Origin of the sequence: Dactylosporangium sp. CS-047395 (assembly GCF_050942185.1) — a bacterium.
In the GTDB taxonomy this organism is placed as follows: domain Bacteria; phylum Actinomycetota; class Actinomycetes; order Mycobacteriales; family Micromonosporaceae; genus Dactylosporangium.
In genome coordinates this window covers 9,085,089-9,104,191 of the sequence record NZ_CP192015.1, presented here as the reverse complement: position 1 = coordinate 9,104,191, position 19,103 = coordinate 9,085,089, and the positions used below count along the sequence as shown (strand labels likewise).

Below are 19,103 nucleotides of genomic sequence, written 5' to 3'. Positions count from 1 at the left end.
TTTCGTCCCCTTACGCGAACGCGCTCACGCCGGTGAGAGCGCGGCCGATGATGAGCTTCTGGATCTGGCTGGTGCCCTCGTACACGGTAGTGACCCGAGCGTCGCGCAGGTACTTCCCAACGGGGTATTCGTCGATGTATCCGTAGCCGCCGAAGACCTGCAGGGCGGCGTTGGCCGCGCGGACCGCGGCCTCGCTGGCGAAGAGCTTCGCGGTCGAGGACTCGGTCGCGAACGGCTGCCCGCGGTCGATCAGGTCGGCGACCCGCCAGACCAGCAGCCGGGCCGCGTCCGCCTCGACCGAGATGTCGGCCAGCAGCTGCTGCACGAGCTGGAAGGACGCGATCTTCTTGCCGAACTGCTCGCGCTGGGTCGCGTAGCGGGTCGCCGCGTCCAGGCAGCCCTGGATGATGCCGACGCAGCCGGCGGCGAGCGACATCCGCCCCTTGGCCAGCGCGGCCATGGCGATCTTGAAGCCCTCGCCCTCGGCGCCCAGGAGCATGTCCCGGGAGACGAACACGTCGTCGAAGCTGAGCATGGCGGTCGCCTGGCCGCGCAGGCCGAGCTTGCCGTGGATCTCGGTGACCTGCAGGCCCTCGGCGGGCAGCGGGACCAGGAACGCCGAGACGCCCTTGGGGCCGGGCCCGCCGGTGCGCGCGAAGACCAGCGCGACCGTGGCCCAGGTGCCGTTGGTGATGAACATCTTGGCCCCGTCGAGCCGCCAGCCGCCGTCGACCGGGGTGGCCCGGGTGGCCAGGTTGCCCGCGTCCGAGCCGGTGTCGGGCTCGGTCAGCGCGAAGCAGGCCAGGTCGGCGCCCGAGCACAGGCGGGGGAGCCACTCGGTCTTCTGCGCCTCGGTCCCGTAGGTGTTGATGGTCTTGGCGACCAGGCCGAGGGAGACCGAGACGATGCCGCGCACCGAGGAGTCGCCGCGCCCGAGCTCCTCCAGCAGCAGGCAGTAGGTCAGGTGGTCGCCGCCGCTGCCGCCGTACTGCTCGGGGATGGTGATGCCGAACATCCCCAGGCCGGCCATTTTCTTGACGATCTGGAGGTCGACCTGCTCGGCCCGGTCCCAGGCGGCCGCGTGCGGCGCGATCTCGCGATCCGTGAACTCGGCGGCCATGCGCCGGACGGCCAGCTGCTCGTCGCTGAGGGTCAGATCCATACCTGATTCCTTAACTAACGCTGTTAGTTTCTAGGATCGTACTCATGGTCCGTCCCCGAACGCCACTGTTGAACCGCGACCGCATCGTCGCGGTCGCCACCGCGATCGTGGACGCGGAGGGGCTCGACGCCCTGTCGACCCGGCGCCTGGCTCGCGAGCTCGGCGTGCAGGCGCCGTCGCTGTACAACCACTTCTCCACCAAGGAGGAGATCGTCGACGCGATCGGCGACGCCATCGTGGCCGGCGTGGATCTGTCGATGCTCGGCCGCGATCCCTGGCCGGCCGCGCTGCGCTCCTGGGCCCGCGCCTACCGGGCGGCGTTCCGGGCGCACCCGAACGTGGTGCCGTTCCTGGCCCGCGGCCCGGCCCGGCGCCCGGCCTCGCTGCGGCTGGCCGACGCGGTCTACGGTGCGCTGGTCGACGCGGGCTGGCCGCCGGCCCAGGCGACCCGGATCGGGGCGGCCATGCGGTACTTCGTGGCCGGCTCCGCCCTCGGCTCGTTCGCGCTCGGGTTCGTCGACGACCCGTCGCTCTACACGGCCGACTACCCGCACCTGCGCGACGCGCACCGGCTGGCCGGGCGGCACGCCGAGGTCGACGACGGCGCCTTCGAGCTGGGCCTGAACGCGCTGGTGGACGGGCTGGAGCGGAAGTTCGAAGCTTTTAAGAAGTGAACGTTCGCTTTATTATTGGACGATGCCCCGCGTCTCCGAAGCTCACCTCGCGGCCCGGCGCGAGCAGATCCTCGACGCCGCCGCCCGGTGCTTCCTGCGCAACGGCTTCCACCAGACGTCGATGCAGGACGTCATCAAGGAGGCCGGGCTCAGCGTCGGGGCGTTCTACCGGTACTTCAACAGTAAAACCGAACTCATCCACGCGATCGCCCAGGAAAAGGTCGGCAGCATCATCTCGACCCTGGAGCAGCTGCTCGCGCAGGAGCCCCCGCCGGCCATGCCCGACGTGTTCGAGCAGCTGATCGGCCAGGTCGACCGCAACCTGGAGGCGGACGGGCCGGTCCGCATCGCGGTGCAGGTCTGGGGCGAGGCCGCCTACGACCCCACGTTCGCCGACCTCGTCGGGACCATCTACGGCAGTATCCGCGACCGTGCCACCGCGCTCGTCACCCGGGTGCGCGACGCCGGGCTGCTCGCGCCGGAGACCGACCCGCCGGCGGTGGCCGCCGCGATGGTCGGGCTCGTGCAGGGCTACGTCATCCAGCGCGTGCTGGCCGGACGGGTCGACAAGGAGGTGTACCTGTCGGGCATCCGGTCATTGATCGGCGGCTATGGTGCTCGGGACGCCCACGAGGCGGACTGACCACCATGGAAGGCGTGACATGACCAACCTCACCCGGCGCGGGGTCCTCGCGGCCGCCGCGGCCGCGGCGGCGGCGCCGTTCGTCGCCCAGTCGGCGGCCGAGGCACATCCGGACCAGCCGAAGACCTGGGACCTGACCCTGCTGGGCACCTCCGACACCCACGGCAACGTCTACAACTGGGACTACTACCGCGACGCGGAGTACGACGACAGCGCCCACAACGACGTCGGTCTGGCCAAGGTGGCGACCGTCGTCAACGGCATCCGGGCCGAGCGCCGGGGCAAGGCGACGCTCGTGCTCGACGCCGGCGACACCATCCAGGGCACCCCGCTCTCGACGTACTACGCCAAGCAGGAGCCGATCACCACCACGCACGAGCGGCACCCGATGGCCCGGGCGATGAACGTCATCCGCTACGACGCGGTGACCCTGGGCAACCACGAGTTCAACTACGGCCTGCCGCTGCTCGACCTGTGGATCCGCCAGCTCGGCTTCCCGGCCCTGGCCGCGAACGCGGTGAACGCCAGGAACGGGCGGCCGGCGTTCACGCCGTACGTCATCAAGAAGGTCGACCTGGGCCGCGGCGCGCCCAACCTGCGGGTCGGCATCCTCGGCCTGACCAACCCCGGCGTGGCCATCTGGGACCGGGCCAACGTCGAGGGCCGGCTGCGCTTCGAGGACATGATCTCGACGGCCGCGAAGTACGTGCCGGAGATGCGCCGCCGCGGGGCCGACATCGTGCTCATCAGCGCCCACGGCGGCGACAGCGGCACCTCCAGCTACGGCCCCGAGCTGCCCAACGAGAACCCGTCGGCGCTGATCGCGGCGCAGGTGCCGGGCATCGACGCGATCCTGTTCGGCCACGCCCACAACGAGATCCCGCAGCGCTTCGTCACCAACACCGCCACCGGCGCGCAGGTGCTGCTCTCGGAGCCGTCGAAGTGGGGCCAGCGGGTCACCCGCATGGACTTCGCGCTCACCCGGGAGCGGGGCCGCTGGCAGATCACCAGCAAGGCGGCCAGCACGATCAACACCAACGCGTACGCGGCCGACCCGGTCGTCCTGGCCGCGGTGAAGGAACAGCACAACAAGACGGTCGCCTACGTCAACCAGGTCGTGGCGACGTCGACCCAGGAGCTGTCGGCGGCCGAGTCGCGGTACAAGGACACGCCGATCCTGGACTACATCAACAAGGTCCAGACCGACACCGTCGCCGCGGCCCTGGCCGGTGGGCAGTACGCGGCGCTGCCGGTGCTGTCGATCGCCGCGCCGTTCTCGCGCACCGCGCTGTTCCCGGCCGGCCAGGTGAAGATCAAGGACGTCGCCGGCCTGTACATCTACGACAACACCCTCGAAGCGGTGGTGCTCAGCGGGGCCGAGGTGCGCGCGTACCTGGAGTACTCGGCGAAGTACTTCGTCACCCTCGCCCCGGGTGCGCCCGTCGACCCGGCGACCATCTCGGACCCCGCCGTGCCGGACTACAACTACGACACGATGTCCGGCGTGGAGTACGACATCGACGTCTCGAAACCGGTCGGGCAGCGCATCACGCGGCTCGTCCACCCGGGCACGGACACCCCGGTCGGCGACGCCGAGCAGTTCGTCGTCGCCGTGAACAACTACCGGCGCTCCGGCGGCGGCAACTTCCCCGGGATCGTCAAGACGCAGGTGTACAACGCGCAGCAGGAGATCCGCCAGCTGCTCATCGACTGGGCCCAGGCCAAGGGCGCGATCGACCCCGCGGACTTCTTCAGCCTCAACTGGAGGCTGGTTCGCGAGGGGACTCCCGTGTTCCCGTAAGGCGGCTTGATCCGGTGCGCCCTAAGCTGGACTCCATGCAGGAGAGGACTTTGGGGCGCACCGGCGTCCCCGTCAGCGTGGTCGGACTCGGCGCGTGGCAGCTCGGCGCCGACTGGGGCCAGGTCGACGAGGACGACGCGCTCGCGACCCTGGCCGCCGCGCACGAGGCCGGCGTCACCTTCATCGACACCGCCGACGTCTACGGCGACGGGCGCAGCGAGCGCATCGTCGGGCAGTTCGTCCGCTCGCTGCCCGCGGGCCGCACCGTCACCGTGGCCACCAAGATGGGCCGCCGGGTGGCGCAGGAGCCGGCCAACTACAACCCCGACAACTTCCGCGCCTGGAACGACCGCTCGCGGGAGAACCTCGGCGTCGACACCCTCGACCTCGTCCAGCTGCACTGCCCGCCGACCCCCGTCTACCACTCCGACGCCGTCTTCGACTCCCTCGACGAGATGGTCGAGGAAGGACGATTCCGCTCGTACGGCGTGAGCGTCGAAACCGCCGCCGAGGCCCTCGCCGCGATCGCCCGGCCCAACGTGGCCAGCGTGCAGATCATCTTCAACATGCTGCGGCTCAAGCCGCTCGACGAGGTGCTGCCGGCGGCCGAGAAGGCCGGGGTCGGCATCATCGCCCGGGTCCCGCTGGCCAGCGGGCTGCTCTCGGGGCGGTACGACGAGCACACCACCTTCGGCGCCGACGACCACCGCACCTACAACCGGCACGGCGAGGCGTTCGACCAGGGCGAGACGTTCTCCGGCGTCGACTACGACACCGGGCTCGCCGCGGTGCGCCGGCTCGCCGCGCTCAAGCCCGCGGACGCCACGATGAGCCAGTTCGCGCTGCGCTGGATCATCGACCACCCGGCCGTCTCGGTCGTCATCCCCGGTGCCCGCAACGGCGCCCAGGCCCGCGGCAACGCCGAGGCGGCCGCGCTCGCGCCGCTGCCGGAGCAGACCCACGCCGCGGTCGCCGAGGTGTACGACGAGCTGGTCCGGAAGTCGGTGCACGAGCGGTGGTGAACGTCGGGGACACCATCGGGGTCGAGGAAGAGTTCCACGTCATCAACGGCGACACCGGCGAGCTCGAGCCGGCCGCCCGGCGGATCCTGCGCCGGGCCGACGCCGAGCCGGAACTGCACCGCTCGATGGTCGAGACCGCCAGCGCGGTGCACACGGACCTGACCGCGCTGCGGGCCGACCTGCTGGAGAAGCGCCGCTCGCTGGTCGACGCGGCCGGGCATCACGGGCTGGCGATCGTCGCGGCTGGGTCCGTGCCCGGTTCCGGGAGCACGGCCAGCCGGGTGTACCCGAACGAGCGGTACGAGCGGATGGCCCAGGAATATCGCCAGCTCGTCGACGAGCAGCAGGTCTCGGCGTGCCAGGTGCAGGTCGGCGTGCCCGACCGGGACCTGGCGGTGCGCATCACCCGGCGGATTCGCGAGTGGCTGCCGACGCTGCTGGCGCTGAGCGTGTCCTCGCCGTACTTCGCCGGCCAGGACACCGGCTACGCGTCCTACCGCACCATCGTCACCTCGCGCTGGCCCACCGTCGGGCCGCCGCCGGATCTCGACTCGGCCGCGCAGTACGACCGGGTGGTGGAAACGCTCGTGGAGAGCGGCGTGATCAGCGACGCCGGGATGGTGTACTTCGACGCCCGCCCGTCGGCCCGCTACCCGACCGTCGAGGTCCGGGTGGCCGACTCCTGCCCCGACCTCGACGACGTGATCCTGCTCGCGTCCCTGGCCCGCGGCCTGGTGACGGTCGCGGCCGAGGAGGACGCGGCGGGCCGGCCGCTGCCGGAGGCGCCTCAGGTGCTGCTGCGCGCGGCCACCTGGCGGGCCGCCCGCTCCGGGCTCGGCGGGCACCTCGTCGACCCCGCCACCCGCAGCGCGGTCCCGGCCGGGGTGCGCATCGACGCGCTCCTGCGCCACGTGCGCCCGGCGCTGGAGGCCCGCGACGAGTGGGACACCGCGCTGGACCTGCTGGCCGCCCTGCGCGCCCGCGGCACGTCGGCCCACCGGCAGCGCAAACAGGAGTCACACCGCGAGGTGGCGCTCGCCCTGGCCGCCGAGACGGCGAAGGGGTGACTACCCTCGGGGCATGACGCACAGGGGTCTGCTGGTCGACTGGGGCGGCGTGCTCACCACCGACGTGTTCGCGTCCTTCGACGCGTTCTGCGCGCGGGAGGGGCTGCCGCCCGGGACCGTCCGGGAGCTGTTCCGCACCGACCCCCGGGCCCGGGAGCTGCTGGCCGGCCTGGAGGACGGCACGCTGCCCGAGGCCGAGTTCGAGGCCGGATTCGCGGCCCTGCTCGGCCCGGGCATCGCCGCCGAGGGCCTCGTACCGCGGCTCATGGGCGAGGCCGGCGACGACGTGGCCATGCTCGACTTCGTGCGGGCCGCGCGCGCCGCCGGCATCCGCACCGGGCTCATCTCGAACTCGTGGGGCGTGGACCGGTACGACCGGGCCCTGCTCGCCGAGCTCTTCGACGGCGTCGTCATCTCCGGCGAGGTCGGCGTGCGCAAGCCCGCCCCCGAGATCTACGCGCTGGGCGCCGAGGCGGTCGGCCTGCCGCCCGCCGACTGCGTCTACGTCGACGACCTGCCCGGCAACCTCAAGCCCGCCCGGGCCCTGGGCATGTTCACCCTGCACCACAAGGGCGCGGCCGAGACGATTCGCACCCTCCGGCCGCTCCTGGGGCTCCCGGCGTGAGACGCCGGACGCTGCTGGGCCTGGCGGCGGCGCCGTTCGCGCTGCCGCTGCTGGCCGCGTGCGAGTCGGACGGCGCCGAGGCCACCGGCGACCTGCGCATCGCCACCGGCAGCCCCGGCGCGGTCTACTACCGCTACGGCACCGCGATCGCCGAGCTGTGCAAGCGGTACCTCCCGAACGTCCACGCCAGCGTCCTGACCACCGCGGCCTCGCAGATCAACGTGCAGAACGTGCTCGACGGTACCGCCGACGTGGCCTTCACCCAGGCCGACATCGCCGCCGGCAGCGAGGGCAGCCAGCTCGCCGCCCTGGCCCGCCTCTACGACGACCACATCCACGTCGTCGTCGCGGCCGCCGGCGGCATCGCCCACCTGCGCGACCTGCACGGCCGCCGGGTCTCCGTCGGCGGCGTGGGCTCCGGCACCGCGGTGACCGCCGACCGCGTCCTGGAGGTCTCGGCCGTCTCCATCGACCGCGTCCAGCTCGGCCTCGACGACTCGGTCCGAGCCCTGCGCGACGGCACGATCGAGGCGTTCTTCTTCTCCGGCGGCCTGCCCGTCGCCGCCATCGCCGACCTGGCCCGCGAGTACCCGATCCGGCTGCTGCCCCTGGAAGAGTCGGTCCAGCTGCTGCGTGCCCGCTACGGCGACTACTACGCGGAACGGGTTGTACCGGCCTCGACGTACACGGGCATCACGGCCACGGTCGCGATCGGCATCGCCAACTACCTGGTGGTCCGCATGTCCATGAGCGAACCCCTGGCCTACGGCGTGACCCGCCTGCTGTTCGAGGGCCGCGACGAACTGGCCAAGGCCCACCAGGCCGCCGCGCGCCTCAACATCCGCTCGGCCATCTCGACGCCGCCGCTGCCCCTGCACCCGGGCGCGATCCGGTACTACCGGGCGCAGAAGGCCTAAGGGGTTCTTCCCAGGCGTCGCAGCAGCCGCTCCTGCTCGTCGCCCTGTGGTGTGCGGGCCGCGCCGAAGAACCGATCGAGGCCGTCCAGGCCCGCGTAGGTGTCGTCGAGGTTCGCGGTTGCCCACGCCACCAGGTCGCGGTCGAGGACTTCGGGCGCACCGGTCGCGCGGGCCAGGTCCCAGGTGTGGACGATCGAGTCGATGGTACGGACGGCGATCAGCTGCCTCGCGGGCGCCGGGCCGAGCGGGTAGTCGAGCACCCGGCAGAGCGCGCCGGGCGCCCGGAAGGCCTGCGCACACTCGCGAACCGAGGCGTCGAAGGCCGCGAGCGGGTCGTCCCCGAGCGCATCGGCGTCGCGCAGGCGCACGAAGCCGGCCGCGGTGCCGCCGCCCAGCAGCGCCACATAGCTCAGATTCCCGCGGGCCATGTGGTTGACCAGCGCGCGGACGTCCCACTCGGCGCACGGGGTCGGCGCGGCCCACTGCTCCGGCCGCACCGTACCGAGGACGGCGGCGAAGCCGGCGCTCGCCCGCTCGTATCGGTCGGGCAGGTCCATGGGTCCAGCATGGCCGTACACCCGGGATGGATGCTGGCGGGAAACGGACCTCGGCTTGCGGGCCGAGCCGGAATCGGTCCGCGCTTCGGGCGGACCTGCGCATCGACCGGGCCGACCGGCGCGCGGATCGATCCGTGCCGTCAGGGGCGGCCCTAGCATCGACCGGACCGCCCGGGAGGTGCGCATGAACATCGATCTCAGTCTGACCGGCGACGTCCCCGACGTCGCCGTGCCGAACCTGACCCACCACCTGCGCCGCGATTCGACCGTGGGCCGGACGGTGACGTTCCGGCCGGTGCCGCGGCCGCCGACCGGGACGATGGGCGCGACCGAGATCATCGGCCTGGTGCTGACCCACGCCGAGGCCATTTCCGGGGTGCTCATCGCGTACGCCGCGTGGCGCAAGGCCCAGCGCAAACGCCCGACGACGGTGCGGCTCGCGGTCAAGGGGCAGACGATCGAGCTCAAGGACATCACCCCGGAGGACATCGCCGCCGTCGTGGCCAAGCTCCAGGAACTCGACGATGCTGGCTGACCCGTCCGGCTCGCGCGCCGTGCTCATCGGCTGCGCCGAGTACACCGACCCGGAACTCGACGACCTGCCCGCGGTGCGCAACAACCTCACCGACCTGGCCGGCATCCTGCAGGACGGCGAGCTGTGGGGGCTTCCGCCGGAGCACTGCACGGTGCTGGCCGATCCGCGGACGGTCGACGAGGTGCTCGACGCCGTCCACGAGGCCGCGAGCGCCGCCACCGAGATGCTGCTGGTGTACTACGCCGGCCACGGTGTTCCGGACGTGCGCGGCGACCTGTTCCTGGCCCTCGGAACCGGCAGCCTCAACCGCCTGCACCGGGCGATCCGGTTCGACGACATCCGGCGCGAGATCCTCGGCAATCTGCAGTGCCGATCCAAGGTGGTCATCCTCGACTGCTGCTACGCCGGCAGCGCCATGACCGGCGAGATGAGCGGCGGGGACGCGGTCGCCGACCGGACCCGCATCGACGGGACCTATCTGCTCACCGCCTCCTCGGAGCTGTCCGTCGCCCACGCGCCGGTGGGGGAGCGGCACACGGCCTTCACCGGCGAACTCGTCGCGGCGCTGGGCGGGGGCCTACCCGAGGGGCCGGACCTCATCGACCTCGACACCCTCTACTGGCACCTGCGCCAGGAGATGGAGGCCAAGACCAAGCCGATCCCGCAGCAGCGCAGCCGGATCGACGGGCGGTCCCTTGCCCTGGTCCGCAACCGGCGCGGCCGGCGTACCGCGGCACCGGCGGTCGACGACCGGGCCTGGCTGCGGCAGTACCTCGCGATGCCGCCGGGACCGCTGGCCGCCGCGCTCGGCGAGCTCGGCCCCGAGACCGCCGGAACCGTGCTGGGCGAGGCCGGGCGGGCCTGGCCGGGCGAGGAGCTGGCCTCGCTGGCCGGGGCCCTGCGCTCCGCCGGGGTGACCGCGGCGGTGCCCCGGCTGCTGGCCGCGGCGGCCGCGCGGACCGTCGACGAGGTCGTCGGCCTGCACCGGGTCCTGGCCCAGATCGGCTCCGCGACCGACGTCCGGACGCTGCTGGAGCTGGTGGCCGAGCGGCCCGCGGACGTGGTCGTGGCCATCTGTGCGCAGCTCGAAAGCGCGGCGGACCAGGCCGCGCTGCTCGATGCCGCGGCCGGGCGGCACACGGAGTCGGCGGAGTTCGTGGCGCTCCTCGCGGCCCTCGAAGCGGCCGGGCACGGGGATCAGGCGCCCCGGCTGCTCAATCGCGTGGTGGTCGCGGGCCTGCCGGCGCGGGAGGTGGCGGCCCTCATCGCCGGGACCGCGCGGGCCGGGCTCAAGGACGCTACCGTCGTCGTGCTCAACCTGGCCGCTGACCGGCTCGATCCGGCCGCGGTGCCGGAGGCGGCCGCGGCGCTGCGGACGGCCGGCGCCCCCGATCTCGCCGTCGACCTGTTCGCCGAGGCGGCGATCGGCGCGGGCGTGGCCGAGGTGCTCTGGTACGTCCGCGAGCTCCGTGCGGTCGGCCGCCCGCTGGGGGCCCTGCGGCTGCTCGACGCGGCGGGCGCGCACCGCTCGGCGGCCGAGCTGGCCGAGCTGCTGACCGGGCTCGGCGACGACGAGGCGGGAACGCAACGGCTGCTCCAGGCGGTGCTGGAGCCCGGCTCCGAATGGCCGCGCTCCCTGCGCCCGGCCGACCTCGACCCGGCGGCGCTGCGGCCGCTGATCGCGACCCTCGCGCGGCGGCCCGACACAGAGCTCATCGCGGTGCTCGTCCGGCTGGCCGCCGCCGACGCGTGGCCGGCGATCGGGCTGGTGCTGCACGAGCTGGCCCGCGCGGACGCGGCCCGCGCCGCGGCGGTGCTCGCGGGACTGCGGGCCGGGGTCGACGACTGGCGGGCGTTCGTGTTCGACCCGCCGCCGGCCACCGCCGAGCAGCTCGCCGAGGCGTTGCAGCGGCTGCGGGTGCCGGCCGAGCGGCCCTGGCAGGAGGCGGTGACGCTGTGGAAGGAGCGCGGCGACCCGGCGGGCGCCGCGCGGCAGCTGCGGCTGCTCACCCGGCGCACCCGGCCCGACCTGGCCGCGGCCGCCTCGGTCGTGCTCGGCGTGCTGCTGCGCGACGAGGCGCAGGACCACCGGAAATCCTGGCAGCTGCTGTACGATTCGCTGGCGAAGGCGAGCGAGCCGGTCCGGGCGGTGGCGTACCTCCACCTGGCGATCGCCGACGAGGTGGCCGGGCGCACCGACCAGGCGCGGGCCAACTTCGGCCGCGCCGCCAACGCGGCCGACCCGGTGTGCGCGGCGACCGCCCTGCTGCACCTGGCCTGGTCCTACGCCGACGACGAGGACGACGGGGCGGCCTGGCGCACCTTCGAGGCCGGGCTGGCCCGCAACGCCGAACCCGTCACCGTCTGGCTCCAGCTCGGATTCGGCTGCGTGCTGCGCCGCTCGGCGCGGCCCCGGCAGGCGGCCGCGCTGTGGGCCAAGGCTTCGACGAGCGCGGATCCCCTGGCCGCCGGGTACGGCCTGCTGCTGCGCGCCGAGCTGAGCCGGGACGAGCGCGACCTGGACAAGGCCTACCGGCTCGAGGAGCGGCTGCTGCGCCTGGACGGGGCCGAGGAGCTTTGGCCGGTCGCCCTCGAGCGGGCCTACGGCGTGGGAACCGGGCCCGACGACCGGGTCGAGGCGATGACCCGGTGGCTGACCTGGCTGGTGCGCACCGGCGGCCGCCACGTGACGTTCCACAACCCAGGTGACGTCTCGGCGCGGGTGGTGATCCGGCGGGACGCGCACGGCCTGGAGGTCTGCGCGCCGGTACCGTCCCGCCGCGGAATCCGCCGCCGCCCGGACAGCCGGAGCGAGGTGCTGCACGCCCACGGCTTCGCCGACATCGACGATGTGCCCGCGGACCAGCCGAACGGGATCACGGAATGGCTGGCCGTGCGCCCCGGCGACGACCCGGCGCGGGTGGCGCGGCTGTGCGAGACGGTGTTCAGCCTGGCGTTCGGGCAGCGACCCGAGTTCGATCTCAAGGTCGGCTGGGACTCGGCGATCCCGCTGGAGCCGCTGCCGCGCCCGGCCGTGCCGGATCTGCTGCCCTGAATCAGAGCGCGGAGGGGAACCAGACGCGGGCGTGCAGGCCCGTCGGCTCGTTCGGGAGGAGGTCGAAGCGCCCGCCGGAGGCGTCGACGAGGACGGCGACGATCGGCAGGCCGAGGCCGCTGCCGTCGACGTTCTGGGCGTCCGGGGCGCGCCAGAAGCGTTCCATGGCCAGCTCGCGCTGTTGTTCGGTGAGGCCGGGGCCGTTGTCGATCACGTGGAGGGCCACGCCGTCGTCGTCGGCGCTGGGGCGGACCGTCACCGTGGTTCCGGGGCCGGAGAACTTCACCGCGTTGTCGATGAGGGCGTCCAGGGCCTGGTCGATCGCGTTGCGCACGGCGCGGGCGCGCAGGGGGCGGGCCGGGCGGACGTACCGCAGCGTGATGTCCTTCTTCGCCGCCACCGGCTGCCAGGCCAGCACGCGGGCCCAGGCGGTCTCGCCCGCGTCGAAGTTCGTGAGGTCGAACTTGCCGCGCTCGGCGCGGGCCAGGGCGAGCAGGCTGTCGAGCACCTCGCCGAAGCGCTCGGTCTCCTCCAGGGCAAGCCGGTGGCCCTCGATCGCCTGCGGTTCGGTGAGGTCGACGCCGAGGTCCTCGACCCGCAGCCGGAGGGCTGTCAGCGGGTTGCGCAGCTGGTGGCTCGCGTGCGAGACGAAGGCCCGCTGGCGCTCCAGGGAGTCGGCGACGGTGGCCGCCATCTCGTTGAAGGCGCTGCCGAGGCGGCGCAGCTCCGGGGGGCCGTCCGCCGCCGGTACCCGCACCGTGAGATCGCCCGCCGCCAGTTCGTGCGCGGCCGCGTCCAGCTCGGCGACCGGGCGGAGCGTCCAGCGGGCCAGCGACCAGGCGGCGACGATGCCGGCGAAGAGCACGATGAGCCCGCCGCCGGCCAGGATGCCCCAGGCGCTGCCGACGCCGTTGGCGTTGCTGCGGGTCGGGGAGATGGTCACGACCGCGCCGATCACCTCGCCGCCGCGGCCGACCGGGACGGCGACGACGAGCGGCTCGGTCCGCCACGGCCAGATGGTGCCGTCCTCGCTGGCCTCGCGGCCCTCCAGCGCGCGGCGGGCCTGGCGCAGCACGGCCTCGTCGGCCAGGCGCAGGTCCGGGCGGGAGCCGACGACCTGGTGGGCGTCCTGGTCGACGACGACCGCGGCCACCCCGTAGACGTCGTCGTAGCGGGTCAGCTCGGCCGCCAGCTCGGCCGTGTCGGTGTCGCGCAGGGCGGGCTCGGCCAGGGTGGCGAAGCGCGTGGCGTCGGCGAGCCGGTCGGCGACCAGCCGCTGGGTGTCGCGGCCGGCCAGGGAGATGGCCAGCGGCACCTCCAGCGCCGCCAGCACCAGCAGCAGCAGGACGAGGTAGACCGCGCCGAGCCTGACCCTCATGGCGCGACCCTCATGGCGCGAGGCGGTAGCCGACGCCGCGGACGGTCTGCACCAGCCCGGGCACGTCGAGTTTGGCCCGCAGCGAGCCGACGTGGACGTCCAGGGTGTGCCGGCCCACGAAGCTGGTCTGCCAGACGGCGAGGATCAGCCGGTCGTAGGAGACCACGACCCCGGGCGTGCGGGCCAGCACGGCCAGGATCTCGAACTCCTTGCGGGTCAGGGCCACGTCCCGGCCGGCCGCGACGACCCGGCGGGCGGCCACGTCGACGGTGACCGGCCCGGCGCTGAGCACCTCGCTGGGCGGCGGGGCGGCCCGGGCGGCCCGGCGCAGGACGGCCTCGATGCGGGCGTTGAGCTCGGCCATCGAGTACGGCTTCACGACGTAGTCGTCGGCCCCGGTCTGCAGGCCGATTACCCGGTCGCGCTCCTCGGCGCGGGCGGTGACGGCGATGATCGCCACGCCCTCGTCCTTGCGGCGCAGGGTGCGGCAGACGTCGATGCCGTCGCCGTCGGGGAGATTGAGGTCGAGCAGGATCAGGTCGAACGGCTCGCCCGCGAACGTGTCGAGGGCGGACTCGGCGGTCGGGCAGTGCACCACCTCGTGCCCGCGCCGGCGCAGGGCCGTGGCCAGGGCGGCCGCCACCCGTGCGTCGTCTTCCACCAGCATCACCCGCATCGTGCGCCCATGGTACGGGAGGCTCACCTTCAAGAGTTCGTCAAGGAACCGGGCCTGCCTCTCCCGCACGACGCCCGCTGTTTGCCACGGTGTCAGCGTGGACATCGTGTCGAGCGGCGAGCGTTATCGAGCCTCGACCGTCGCCGCGTTCGAGGCGGCCGTGCTGGTGCGATGTACGGGGGTGTGTGGAGGAGGAGGCCGTGCCCGGGCGCTGGGGGGCACCCGGGCACGATCTTCTCGCGACGGCCTGGTGGCGGAGTTCAACCGGGGCGCCGCCGCCGAGCGCCTCGCCGAGTTGTTGAACGCCGCCGGTTGTACGGCCAGTGTGCACCGCTTCACGGCCGGTAACCGGCACCGGTACGAGATCTTCCGGGTCTTCGCCGAGCCGGAGACCCCCGCCTTCCTCGACCGCGCCTGGGCCCAGGGCTACGCCGACCTCTGCGGCGTCCCCACCGAGCCGCGCTCGACCCGCCAGGTCCGGCACTCCCGGCAACTGGCCGAGGCCGCCTGGCGCGGGGTGCTCATGGTCTCCGGGCCGGCCCGCAGCGGCTCGCCGGGCCTGCGGGTCGCCGACCTCGACACCGCGGCCGTGCTGATCCGCGCCGGGCGCATGATGGCGCTGCCGGTGCGGATGTCGACCCGCCCGGGCGGCCAGCTCCTGCTCGTGATGCCGGCGACGACCGCCGCCTAGTCGCTAGAGCCGCGTCGCGCTGAAGATCATCGCTGTCATGACCACCCCGCCGGTACCGGCATTGGCCAGCACCAGCCGCGGGCTCAGCGACGTGTACGGGTTCTGTTTGTCCACGAACGTCGCCTTGCGGTTGCCGGTCGAGTAGGCGGTCAGCTCCACCCCGCCGTCGCCGGTCGGCTTGCAGGTGACCTGCAGCGGCGTCGAGGCGGTGGTGGGCGGCCCGGCGTTCTTCGGCTTGGCCGACGCGGCCACCTTCGGGTGCTGGTCCCCGGCGTGCTTGTAGATCTCGATGATCCCGTCGGCGGTGACCTCGAAGCTGTACCCGTTGGCCAGGTTCGCCCCGTCGTAGCAGCCGGCCCCGATGCGGGCCCCGCCGGCCGTCTTGCCGATCGCGGCGAACTCCAGGTCGATGTTGAAGCCGGCGCCGGGCACGCTGAGCCGTTGTTCCGGCCCGGGCGCGATGCAGCGCACGTTGGGCTGCTCGGCGGTGATCCGCAGCGCGTCCGGCACCTCGATCTTGCAGCCGCCGGCCGGCCCCCACGCCGACTTCTGCTGCAGCGCGGCCACCGTCCTGGTGCCCTTGAGCGGCCACGGCCCGACCGAGCCGAGCCAGCACGCGATCACCGGCTTGGCGCGCCACGCCTCGTCCAGGCCGGGCGGCAGGAGCGGCTTCTCCAAGGGCAGAAACGACTGGCCGAATGGTACGCCCAGATAGTCGCCGTACGACTGCTCGCACATCGCCCGCGTCGCGGTGTCCACCGCCTTGGCGCCCGGATCGACCGTGAAGGGCAGGTGGCCCACGAACGTGACCTCGCCGACGTGCGCGGCGTTGCACTGCGCGACGTACCGCAGCTGGGAGGAGCCGCCGATCCAGTCGAAGCACTCGCCGGCCTTGAGGTCGAACTCGCCCCCGGCGTAGCTGTCGGCCGCGGCGGTGGCCGGCGCGGCGAGGGCCTGCGCGATGCGGTCGCCGTCGGCGTAGTCGGCCACCGGCAGCCCGTCGGCGAAGAGCTGGCGCAGCGACGGGGAGAGCCCCTCGACCGGCAGCTTCGTGTCGTGGACCGCCTGCCGATGGGTCGGCGACAGCCCGGCCACCACGACGACGTGCCCGTTCTCGGTGCGCAGGTAGTACTCGAAGCCGTACCAGTGCCCGGCCCCGACCGCGCCGAGGGGCAGCACGACGGCGACGGCGAGCGTGGCGTACCCGGTGACGATGCCCCAGGCCCGCCCGACCGATGCCGCCGTGACGGCCGCGGCCACCCCGAGGACCCCGCCGAGCAGCGCGATGGCGCCGGCCGGGGACAGTACCGCGGCCAGGGGCTCGGCCACGAGGAAGCCGAGCACGCCGCCGGCCCGCGAGGCGCCGCCGTCCATGATGTTCGGGTTGCCGCGCACGAGGTGCAGCAGCCCCAGGACGGCCACCACGATGCCGGTGGCCCGGGTCAGCACCCGCTCGCGCACGAACCGCAGCGTGGCGGTGCCCAGCGTGGCGAGCTCGGCGCCGCGCCACAGCCGCCGGTCGGCCACCGGGACCAGCAGGATGCGCCAGGGCCACGGCTCGCGGGGCAGGCGAGGGAGCGGCCAGGCGAGCAGGAGGGGCAGGACGGGCAGGGCGTAGGCGGCGTACCCGAACAGGAACGAGGTGGCCTTGAGCGCCGCATCGTGCCCGGGCACCCGCGGCACCCAGAGCAGGGCGGCGAGGGCCAGCGCGACGGCGACGGAGGCGCTCAGCCGTACCCACGAAGGGCGTCGTTTTTCGGTTTTGTGCGGTTGTGTGATGTCACCGGTGACCAGGCTGCGCCGTGGGCGGCGGTGGGCCCCCCACTCGGCGGCCGCGGCGCCCTCCCAGCCGGTCAGGGCGGCGCGCACCTCGTCGGCCGCGGCCAGCGCGAGCAGCAGCGCGACGACCAGGGTCAGGGCGAGCCGCCAGGCCGGGGGCAGCGGCGCGAAGCCGAGCAGCGTGGACAGGCCCAGGGTCGCCCCGGTCGCGAGGACCAGCACGGCGACCGCGGGGAGAGCGGCGCGGGCCCGCCGACCGGCCTCGGACATGGCTGGGAGCATGGCACCAGGCGTCACATCGTCGCAACCGGGCTAAAGCTGCCTTAAAACTTCTGGCTCACATTTGCGTGTGGCCGGCCGCGCAGGCGTCGATGACCGGCTTGAACGCCGCGATCTCGGCATCGGTGATCTTCAGCTCGGTGTAGAGGGGCTCGCCGCCGTCCAGGCTGACCCACGCCGGGAACACGTACGGCTTCTTGATCTCGGCGAGGGCGTGCGGGGTGCAGCGCTCGCCGTCGACCACGATCGGGATCTTCAGCTCGTCGGTGCCGGGCGGGAGCACGCCGTACGGCTTCGGGGTGTTCTCCCGCAGCGGCGTCGGCAGCACCTCGAGCAGGATCGAGCCGACGAACTCGCGCAGCGTGATGGTGCCCTTGAAACCGGTGCGCCGGACGATCACGGTGCCGTCGACCCAGCCGCTGGGCAGGTGCGTCCACGGGCCGAAGGTCAGCGTCGCCTGGCGGTCGAGGTACGCCTGCTGGCAGTCGATGCCGAGCAGCTTGTCGAGCATCGGGTTGGGATCGGCCACCGGCAACCGGACATCTTGTACGGGTCCGTTCTCCGTGTGCAGTCTGAGCGCGACGTAGGCGGCCTTGGCCTTCGGTTTGAGGTCGTCGCCCGCGCAGATCCCCTTGCCGTAGGAGAGCGGCACGTCGACCTGCAGGCCGCCCGGGGGGAGCCAGGCGTTGGGTCGCACCGTCTCGGCGCCGGTGAAGGACGGCGCCTGCAGCTCGACCTGCTCGACGATGAGCTTGTCCGGCCCGTCGTTGTGCAGCGAGACCTGCACGGTGTGCCGGACCTCGTCCACCCGGCCCTGGGTCAGCTCGACGCGGAGCTTGAAGTCGGGCTGCTGCGCCGGCTCGGGGGAGCTGCACGCGCTCAGCGCGGCCACCAGGACGAGCCCCGCCGCGATGCGCCTCATGAACGCCTATGTTGGCACAATCCACTGCAGCAGCGCACGGGCCGCGTCCAGGACGAGATCCCGGTCGTACGTCAGCGCGTACGTGAACCGCCGCTGCTCCTCGGGCCCGGTGTCGGCCAGGTCCCGGGCCACCAGGGCGCCCGCGAAGTGCGGCCCCACCACGATGACGTTCCACTCGCCGCGCAGCGGGTCGTCGCCCGCCAGCGCGATCCCGCGCACCCCTTCGGCCGGAATGCCCGGCAGGTCCGTCGCCAGGGCGGTGACCAGGGCGGCGTCGCGGGCGAGGGCGGCGTACCGGCGCGCGGTCGCGGGCGTGAAGTGCCGCCCGTCCTGGAACGAGGCCAGCAGCATCGGCGGCTCGGCCGGGTCCTGCGCCTTGGCCTCCAGGTAGTGGCTCAGCGGGAGCAGCATCCGCTTGGTCGCCTCGGCGGTGGGCCGGCGCGCGGCCACGATCTCGTACGGCGTGCGCCCGCCGGTGGGGGCGGGCGCGACCACGAACGGCACGGTCGACGAGCCGTGCCGGCTGCGCACGTCGGGCGGCAGCGGGCCGGGCCGGTCGAAGAGCCAGCCCTGCCCGAGCGTGGCGCCCATCCCGAGGGCGGAGTCGAGGTGCTCGCGGGTCTCGATGCCCTCGGCGAGCAGCGCCGCCCCGGCCCGCTCGGCGTAGGCGACGACGGCGTTGACGACGCGGGCCGCGTAGCCGCCGCCGGGCTGCTGGGTCAGGTGCTGGTCGAGCTTGATGACGTCGGGGTGCACGAACGGCATGACCGACAGCGACGCGGGCTCGGCGCCGACGTCGTCGAGGGCGACGCCCCACCCGGCGCTGCGGCAGTTCTCGGCCGCGGTCAGCAGGGCCGCCGGGTCGGCGCCGATGGCCCGCTCGGTCATCTCGACCACGACCCGCAGCCGCAGCTGCGCGTCCAGGATCGTCGGGGCCAGGTCCGGCGGGCACGGCACGCCGAGCGCGGCGGGCTCGGCGTTCACGAACAGCGTGATGCCGAACGGGAGCCCGGCATCCAGTGCCGCCCGGTACGCGCTGGCCCGGCAGACCCAGTCGAGCTCGGCCAGCCGCCCGCGCTCGGCCGCCGCCGCGAACAGCGGCATCGGCTCCTGCCAGGGCGTGCCGGCCGGGCCGCGGGTCAGCGCCTCGTAGCCGACGACCTCGTGCCGGCGGTGGTTCCAGGAGTCGAGCCGGACGATGGGCTGGAAGACGGTGGTGACCGCGCGGGCGTCGATGACGTCGTCGACCGTGCGGATGATGGTGGTGGCGCCCTCCATGTCCTCGTATTCGGCCCGAGGTGCCGTCAGCTGAGGATTTCG

17 protein-coding genes are annotated in these 19,103 nt (G+C 73.4%); 10 read left to right on the top strand and 7 right to left on the bottom strand.

Annotated features, from left to right (window positions below; all coding sequences use genetic code 11):
* Positions 1 to 10 precede the first annotated feature (10 nt).
* Entirely contained in the window at positions 11 to 1,162 is a 1,152-nt protein-coding gene (locus ACQP00_RS42505; protein ID WP_433208017.1) for an acyl-CoA dehydrogenase family protein, read from the bottom strand.
* Positions 1,163 to 1,206: 44 nt separating this feature from the next.
* Between ACQP00_RS42505 and ACQP00_RS42500 the strand changes: the two genes are divergently transcribed.
* From ACQP00_RS42500 to ACQP00_RS42470, 7 genes are read left to right on the top strand one after another with little or no spacing between them, the layout of a single operon-like run.
* A complete protein-coding gene (locus tag ACQP00_RS42500; protein ID WP_433208015.1) occupies positions 1,207 to 1,836 on the top strand; it encodes a TetR/AcrR family transcriptional regulator in 630 nt (209 codons plus the stop codon).
* A 22-nt stretch (positions 1,837 to 1,858) separates the two neighbouring features.
* Positions 1,859 to 2,479 carry a TetR/AcrR family transcriptional regulator gene (locus ACQP00_RS42495; protein WP_433208012.1) on the top strand — a complete coding sequence of 207 codons (621 nt, stop codon included), beginning with the start codon at positions 1,859 to 1,861 and terminating at the stop codon, positions 2,477 to 2,479.
* A gap of 19 nt (positions 2,480 to 2,498) precedes the next feature.
* Positions 2,499 to 4,280, top strand: coding sequence for a bifunctional metallophosphatase/5'-nucleotidase (locus tag ACQP00_RS42490; protein ID WP_433208009.1), 1,782 nt, complete (start codon positions 2,499 to 2,501; stop codon positions 4,278 to 4,280).
* Between the two features lie 35 nt (positions 4,281 to 4,315).
* Positions 4,316 to 5,302, top strand: a complete 987-nt coding sequence (locus ACQP00_RS42485; protein ID WP_433208006.1) for an aldo/keto reductase — start codon at positions 4,316 to 4,318, stop codon at positions 5,300 to 5,302.
* Complete coding sequence (locus tag ACQP00_RS42480; protein ID WP_433208003.1) at positions 5,299 to 6,369, top strand: carboxylate-amine ligase; 1,071 nt, start codon at positions 5,299 to 5,301, stop codon at positions 6,367 to 6,369. The genes ACQP00_RS42485 and ACQP00_RS42480 overlap by 4 nt, the downstream gene beginning before the upstream one ends.
* Before the next feature lie 13 nt (positions 6,370 to 6,382).
* Entirely contained in the window at positions 6,383 to 6,994 is a 612-nt protein-coding gene (locus ACQP00_RS42475) for an HAD family hydrolase (protein ID WP_433208000.1), read from the top strand.
* A complete protein-coding gene (locus ACQP00_RS42470) occupies positions 6,991 to 7,911 on the top strand; it encodes a TAXI family TRAP transporter solute-binding subunit (RefSeq protein WP_433207997.1) in 921 nt (306 codons plus the stop codon). The genes ACQP00_RS42475 and ACQP00_RS42470 overlap by 4 nt, the downstream gene beginning before the upstream one ends.
* Here ACQP00_RS42470 and ACQP00_RS42465 read toward each other — a convergent pair.
* Positions 7,908 to 8,468: a TIGR03086 family metal-binding protein gene (locus ACQP00_RS42465; RefSeq protein ID WP_433207994.1), complete on the bottom strand. Its 561-nt coding sequence runs from the start codon at positions 8,466 to 8,468 to the stop codon at positions 7,908 to 7,910. The genes ACQP00_RS42470 and ACQP00_RS42465 overlap by 4 nt on opposite strands.
* 184 nt (positions 8,469 to 8,652) lie before the next feature.
* On the opposite strand from ACQP00_RS42465, the gene ACQP00_RS42460 reads away from it, so the two are divergent.
* Positions 8,653 to 9,003, top strand: coding sequence for an effector-associated constant component EACC1 (locus ACQP00_RS42460; RefSeq protein WP_433207991.1), 351 nt, complete (start codon positions 8,653 to 8,655; stop codon positions 9,001 to 9,003).
* Positions 8,993 to 12,058: a caspase, EACC1-associated type gene (locus ACQP00_RS42455; RefSeq protein WP_433207988.1), complete on the top strand. Its 3,066-nt coding sequence runs from the start codon at positions 8,993 to 8,995 to the stop codon at positions 12,056 to 12,058. Before ACQP00_RS42460 ends, ACQP00_RS42455 begins: the two co-directional genes overlap by 11 nt.
* A gap of 1 nt (position 12,059) precedes the next feature.
* Here the strand turns inward: ACQP00_RS42455 and ACQP00_RS42450 are convergent, their stop codons facing one another.
* Positions 12,060 to 13,436: an ATP-binding protein gene (locus ACQP00_RS42450; protein WP_433207985.1), complete on the bottom strand. Its 1,377-nt coding sequence runs from the start codon at positions 13,434 to 13,436 to the stop codon at positions 12,060 to 12,062.
* A gap of 10 nt (positions 13,437 to 13,446) precedes the next feature.
* Positions 13,447 to 14,112 (bottom strand): response regulator transcription factor, encoded by a 666-nt coding sequence (locus tag ACQP00_RS42445; protein WP_433207982.1) that lies wholly within the window; start codon positions 14,110 to 14,112, stop codon positions 13,447 to 13,449.
* Between the two features lie 97 nt (positions 14,113 to 14,209).
* Here ACQP00_RS42445 and ACQP00_RS42440 point away from each other — a divergent pair, with 97 nt between their 5' ends.
* Positions 14,210 to 14,803 carry a hypothetical protein gene (locus ACQP00_RS42440; RefSeq protein ID WP_433207979.1) on the top strand — a complete coding sequence of 198 codons (594 nt, stop codon included), beginning with the start codon at positions 14,210 to 14,212 and terminating at the stop codon, positions 14,801 to 14,803.
* A 3-nt stretch (positions 14,804 to 14,806) separates the two neighbouring features.
* On the opposite strand, the gene ACQP00_RS42435 is transcribed toward ACQP00_RS42440, so the two are convergent.
* From ACQP00_RS42435 to ACQP00_RS42425, 3 genes are all read right to left on the bottom strand, one after another.
* Complete coding sequence (locus tag ACQP00_RS42435) at positions 14,807 to 16,852, bottom strand: hypothetical protein (RefSeq protein ID WP_433207976.1); 2,046 nt, start codon at positions 16,850 to 16,852, stop codon at positions 14,807 to 14,809.
* 67 nt (positions 16,853 to 16,919) lie between these two features.
* Positions 16,920 to 17,783, bottom strand: coding sequence for a hypothetical protein (locus ACQP00_RS42430; RefSeq protein WP_433207973.1), 864 nt, complete (start codon positions 17,781 to 17,783; stop codon positions 16,920 to 16,922).
* Between the two features lie 6 nt (positions 17,784 to 17,789).
* Positions 17,790 to 19,061: a sensor domain-containing phosphodiesterase gene (locus ACQP00_RS42425; RefSeq protein WP_433207970.1), complete on the bottom strand. Its 1,272-nt coding sequence runs from the start codon at positions 19,059 to 19,061 to the stop codon at positions 17,790 to 17,792.
* Positions 19,062 to 19,103 lie beyond the last annotated feature (42 nt).